We start from the raw sequence: 5,667 nt of genomic DNA, 5'->3' as shown, positions 1-5,667 counted from the left end.
TTTTATGATCTCGCTAGCAAAAACCTCTGGATTTGGTAAAAACTGGTGATTAGGATCACAAATGGTAAGGTTTTAATTTGCGGGGCAAAATTAATTGAATACACTGAATAGGACTAAATTGAGCGACTAAAATAAGTTTCTCAAATGAATTCTAAAAAATCCTATAGGGGGAAACAACTGGTGAATATTCTAGGATATGCACAGAAGCTAGGTAAGGCATTAATGCTACCTATCGCAACACTTCCGATTGCGGCGCTTCTACTACGTTTAGGTCAAGGCGATTTACTTGATATTCCATTCATGGCAGAAGCTGGTGGAGCTATCTTCGGTAACCTACCATTGCTATTTGGTCTAGGTATCGCGATTGGTCTTTCTAAAGACGGTAACGGCGCAGCAGGTCTTGCTGGTGCAGTTGCTTACTTCGTACTAACAGCGACAGCAACAACAATTAACGCTGACGTAAACATGTCATTCTTTGGCGGTATCTTCGCTGGTATCATCGCAGGTCACTCTTACAACGCTTTCCATGCAACACGTCTTCCTGAGTGGCTGGCTTTCTTTGCGGGTAAACGTTTAGTACCTATCATGGCTGGTCTATTTGCACTTGTTGCAGGTGCTGTGTCTGGTGTGGTTTGGCCTGGTGTTCAATCTGGTCTAGACGCACTGGCTCACGCAGTATCAACGTCTGGCGCTATTGGTCAATTCGTTTACGGTACTCTTAACCGTGCACTTATCCCTGTAGGTTTACACCACGTATTGAACTCATACTTCTGGTTCGGTATGGGTACATGTCAAGAAATCATCGTTGCTGGTCAAGGCGCATTCGCTAACATCACTCAACTTTGTGTTGACCCATCACTAGCTAAAACTCTAGTTGTTGGCCAAGAGCACACATTCACATTCGCTAACTCTGTAACTCCAGAAATCACTACTGTAGTTAAAGAAGTGACTGAAACTGTTAAATCTGGCGACCTACACCGTTTCTTCGGTGGCGATAAAGGCGCTGGCGTATTCATGAACGGTTTCTTCCCTGTAATGATGTTCGGTCTACCAGGTGCTGCACTTGCCATGTACCTAGCTGCTCCTGCTGAAAAACGCAGCCAAGTTGGTGGCGCATTGTTCTCAGTTGCATTCTGTTCATTCCTAACAGGTATCACAGAGCCGCTAGAATTCATGTTCGTATTCCTAGCTCCTGCTCTATACGCAATGCACGCTGTATTTACAGGTCTGTCTCTAGTAGTTGCAAACATGTTTGGTACTCTGCACGGTTTCGGTTTCTCTGCTGGTCTTATCGACTTCGTATTGAACTGGGGTCTAGCAACTAAACCATTCGTACTACTACTAATCGGTCTTGGTTTCGGTGCTCTATACTTCTTCACTTTCTCTTTCGCAATCCGCGCTTTCAACTTGAAATCGCCTGGTCGTGAAGATGATGACGAAGCTGTAGCCGCTCCTGCTGGCGACGCACCAAAAGGTGAAGTTGCACGTCAATACCTGAAAGCACTAGGTGGTCACGACAACCTAACTTCAATCGACGCTTGTATCACTCGTCTACGTCTAACTCTTAAAGACCGCTCTATCGCAGATGAAGCTGTTCTTAAGAAGCTTGGCGCTAAAGGTGTGGTTAAACTAGGTGAAAACAACCTACAGGTTATCCTAGGCCCACTAGCTGAAATCGTAGCTGGCGAAATGAAAGCTATCGGTGCAGGTGAAGACCTATCTGATGTAAAACTTCCATAGTGACGGAAGTACTTAATTAAGAAGTAAAGTTACTCTTAAGTAAGTTTCAAATTGAAAGCCTCCCAAACGGGAGGCTTTTTTGTGCCTACTGTTTAAGGTCAATGAACCCGGTTCGTTCTATTCTTCATCGAATAGCAGAAATAATCGCAATTAACGGACGGTTCTTATTGTGCAAAGGCGAAGAATTGTGGATGATTAGCAACAATGATCTTTCTATCTTTGACAGGCGCTGTAAGCGACCATTTTCATTGGTACAAAAGATAACTTTCTCTGACAATACTAAATACATAGAGGTGCTATAGATGAGTGAAGCTGAGGCTCGTCCATCGAATTTCATTCGCCAAATTATCGATAAAGATTTAGCGGATGGTACACACAGTAGCGTGCATACTCGTTTCCCGCCGGAGCCAAATGGCTACCTGCACATTGGTCACGCTAAATCTATTTGCTTGAACTTTGGTATTGCTCAGGACTACCAGGGACAATGTAATCTTCGTTTCGATGATACAAACCCTGAAAAAGAAGACGTTGAATACGTTGAGTCAATTAAGAATGATGTAAGCTGGTTAGGCTTTGAATGGTCTGGTGATATTTGTTACTCATCAAACTACTTCGATACGCTTTACGCTTATGCTGTGGAATTAATTAATAAAGGCTTAGCGTACGTTGACGAGCTAAGTCCTGATCAAATCCGTGAGTACCGTGGCACGCTAAAAGAGCCAGGTAAAGCGAGCCCATACCGTGATCGCAGCCCTGAAGAGAACTTAGCGTTGTTCGAAAAAATGCGTGACGGTGGCTTTGAAGAAGGTAAAGTGTGTCTACGTGCTAAGATCGACATGAGCTCTTCATTCATGGTTATGCGCGATCCTGTTATCTACCGTGTTCGTTTTGCTCACCACCATCAAACTGCTGATAAGTGGTGCATTTACCCAATGTACGACTTTACTCACTGTATCTCTGATGCGCTAGAGGGCATTACGCACTCTATCTGTACGCTTGAATTCCAAGATAACCGTCGTTTGTATGACTGGGTTCTAGACAACATCACGATTGATTGCCAACCTCGTCAGTACGAGTTTAGTCGTCTGAATCTTGAATACACGGTAATGTCGAAGCGTAAGCTGAACCAACTTGTGGTTGAAAACCTAGTTGAAGGTTGGGACGATCCACGTATGCCAACTATTTCTGGTTTGCGTCGTCGTGGCTTCACTTCAAGCTCGATTCGTGAATTCTGTAAACGTATTGGTGTGACTAAGCAAGAGAACATGATTGAGTTCGGTTCACTTGAATCTTGTATCCGTGATGACCTGAACGAAAATGCACCCCGTGCAATGGCTGTTCTTGATCCGATCAAGGTCGTGATTGAAAACTACGACGCTGATACAGTAGAAACATTGACGGTAGCAAACCACCCGAACAAGCCAGAAATGGGTACTCGTGAAGTACCATTTACACGTGAAGTTTGGATTGAGCGTGATGACTTCCGTGAAGAAGCAAACAAAAAGTACAAGCGTTTGGTTCTAGGTAAAGAAGTTCGTCTACGTGGTGCTTACGTGATCAAAGCTGAACGTATCGAAAAAGATGCAGAAGGCAACATTACGACTATCTTCTGTTCTTACGACAATGAAACATTGGGTAAGAACCCTGCAGATGGGCGTAAAGTGAAAGGCGTTATTCACTGGGTATCTGCTGATAAAGCGTTGCCTGCTGAGATTCGTTTGTACGATCGTCTATTCACAGTGCCAAACCCTGCTGCTGCAGATGATTTCGCTGCAACGCTAAACCCTGAATCACTTGTTACGCTAAACGGTTTTGTTGAACCTAGCCTAGCAGAAGGTGTGGCAGAGCAAGCGTATCAGTTTGAACGTACAGGTTATTTCTGTGTAGATTCGAAAGACTCTAAAGCAGACGCGCTAGTATTCAACCGCACGGTTGGTCTACGTGACACTTGGGGTAAAACTGAGGCTTAATGGCTTTGTTTTTCTCTACTCTATTTTTCCAAGCTCTGTTTCTCGGAGCTTAGTTTCTCAAGAGACGCTTAATAAAAAACCGGCTTAGAGCCGGTTTTTTTTGTATCTGAGAAATAACCAAATTGTGGGCCAAGCTACTGTGATTCTTAATACAATATCAGCCCAAATAAAAAACGCCGGCCTAAGCCAGCGTTCTGTGTTACTTCTTCGCTTTATGTGCGTCTGGGTTGCCTTTGCAATCCCCAGTGATGCTTTTACCATACAGATACAAACTGTGGTTAGTTAGCTGTACATTGTAGCGTTGAGCGATTTCTTTTTGTCTTTCTTCGATAAGATCATCAGAGAACTCGATAACTTCACCGCAGTCTAAACATACTAGGTGATCGTGGTGATGCTGTGTTGAAAGTTCGAATACAGACTTACCACCTTCAAAGTGGTGACGAGTTACAATGCCTGCATCATCGAATTGGTTTAGTACGCGATAAACGGTCGCAAGACCAATCTCTTCACCTAAGTCGATCAGCTTTTTATATAAATCTTCAGCACTAATATGTTGGCAGTCTGGTTGTTGTAATACTTCTAAAATTTTGAGCCGTGGGAGGGTCACTTTAAGACCAGCATCTTTTAGCGCTTGATTATTGTCTGACATATACTTTCCTGTTGATGATCTGCAGCAATTAACAGAATTCAATATTAATACCATTATAGTTTAGTCAGGCATAACAATAAACCACGAACTTCAAAGGGTTACTCACTGACATCACAATCTGTTTTGTAAATTGGAAGTATCTCACTTATAGTGGAGGTACGACCAGTCAGGTGACGGTGTTTTTTGATATGAACATGGATTGTTGTTATGAATAAGCAACTCGCAAAAATATATAAACCCAATATTGTAAAATTTGCACTCAATATTTGGCCTCCCTTTTGGGGCTCGGGAATTCGAATAGCTCACATTAGCGCTGACTTTAGGGTTGTTAAGACTGTGCTCAAGTTGCGGTGGTGGAATAAGAACGCTAATCGGACTCAATATGGCGGCAGTATCTTTTCTCTTACCGATCCCGTTTACTCGTTAATGTTAATGGGGATTTTAGGTGAGCGATATTATGTTTGGGATAAAGAGGCGAGTATTAACTTTATCAAGCCTGGTCAATCCGACTTGTATGCAGACTTTGAGATAAGCCAAGGGCAACTTGAGGATATCTATCGTCAGACACAACTTGGTGAGAAGTGTTTCCCCGAATTTATCATCCACGTTAAAGATAAGCAGGGAAGTGTGGTTTCGGAAATTCAGCGAACTCTCTATGTGAGAAAGAAGCCACAATTTAGAGAGGATGACGAAGCATTAGAAGCTGAGTGTTGATTGATAAATATTGAATAGAAAAAAACCTCCTATAAGGAGGTTTTTTCATATCTACATAACGGTCATTAATTGTAACAATTAATGACCGCTAATGAATTAGTCTTCAAGCTCTGCTAGGCACATCTCTTCGTGGATTTGTTTAACCCAGTTAGATACACGCTCATCAGTCAGCTCTGGTTGACGGTCTTCATCGATACATAGACCAACAAACTGGCTGTCATCGCCTTCAACTAAACCTTTCGATGCTTCGAATTCGTAGCCTTCAGTTGACGTGTGACCTAGGATAGTTCCGCCTTTTGCTTCAACGATATCACGGATAGTACCCATAGCATCGCAGAAGTATTCTGCGTAATCTTCTTGGTCGCCACAACCAAAAATCGCAACAAGCTTAGTTGAGAAATCAATAGCTTCTAGCTCAGGGAAAAAGTCATCCCAATCACATTGTGCTTCGCCGTAGTACCACGTAGGGATACCAAGCAGCAGCAGATCGAAGTTATCGATATCTTCTTTGCTGCTTTTTGCAATGTCTTGAACTTGAACGAGCTGCTTGCCCAATTGCTTTTGAATCATCTTAGCAACAGCTTCAGTGTTACC

The 5,667-nt window shown here is 43.0% G+C and carries 5 protein-coding genes; 3 read left to right on the top strand and 2 right to left on the bottom strand.

From position 1 onward, the window contains the following. The first annotated feature begins 180 nt into the window (after positions 1-180). Together nagE and glnS are read left to right on the top strand one after the other, a co-directional pair. Positions 181-1,740: an N-acetylglucosamine-specific PTS transporter subunit IIBC gene (gene nagE / locus AB4232_RS04950; protein WP_029222967.1), complete on the top strand. Its 1,560-nt coding sequence runs from the start codon at positions 181-183 to the stop codon at positions 1,738-1,740. Positions 1,741-2,042: 302 nt separating this feature from the next. Beyond that, positions 2,043-3,710 carry a glutamine--tRNA ligase gene (glnS, locus tag AB4232_RS04945; protein ID WP_017096862.1) on the top strand — a complete coding sequence of 556 codons (1,668 nt, stop codon included), beginning with the start codon at positions 2,043-2,045 and terminating at the stop codon, positions 3,708-3,710. A 199-nt stretch (positions 3,711-3,909) separates the two neighbouring features. Here the strand turns inward: glnS and fcrX are convergent, their stop codons facing one another. Continuing rightward, the gene (gene fcrX / locus AB4232_RS04940) at positions 3,910-4,359 is read right to left on the bottom strand and encodes a ferric iron uptake transcriptional regulator FcrX (RefSeq protein ID WP_004734226.1); all 450 of its coding nucleotides are present in this window, start codon (positions 4,357-4,359) and stop codon (positions 3,910-3,912) included. Positions 4,360-4,566: 207 nt separating this feature from the next. Between fcrX and AB4232_RS04935 the strand changes: the two genes are divergently transcribed. Beyond that, positions 4,567-5,073 (top strand): DUF4442 domain-containing protein, encoded by a 507-nt coding sequence (locus tag AB4232_RS04935; RefSeq protein ID WP_009847330.1) that lies wholly within the window; start codon positions 4,567-4,569, stop codon positions 5,071-5,073. Between the two features lie 96 nt (positions 5,074-5,169). On the opposite strand, the gene fldA is transcribed toward AB4232_RS04935, so the two are convergent. Then, on the bottom strand, positions 5,170-5,667 hold a 498-nt coding region (fldA, locus tag AB4232_RS04930; RefSeq protein WP_372086412.1), incomplete at its 5' end, for a flavodoxin FldA.

The sequence above is a fragment of the Vibrio sp. 10N.286.46.A8 genome, assembly GCF_041470165.1.
GTDB classification, from domain to species: Bacteria; Pseudomonadota; Gammaproteobacteria; order Enterobacterales; family Vibrionaceae; genus Vibrio; species Vibrio tasmaniensis_A.
This window is presented reverse-complemented; position numbering and strand designations above follow the sequence as displayed.

Bases quoted from the DNA above. Each gene is read 5' to 3' on its own strand.
- glnS (WP_017096862.1), top strand. From the start codon at position 2,043: ATGAGTGAAGCTGAGGCTCGTCCATCGAATTTCATTCGCCAAATTATC.
- AB4232_RS04935 (WP_009847330.1), top strand. From the start codon at position 4,567: ATGAATAAGCAACTCGCAAAAATATATAAACCCAATATTGTAAAATTT.
- fcrX (WP_004734226.1), bottom strand. From the start codon at position 4,359: ATGTCAGACAATAATCAAGCGCTAAAAGATGCTGGTCTTAAAGTGACC.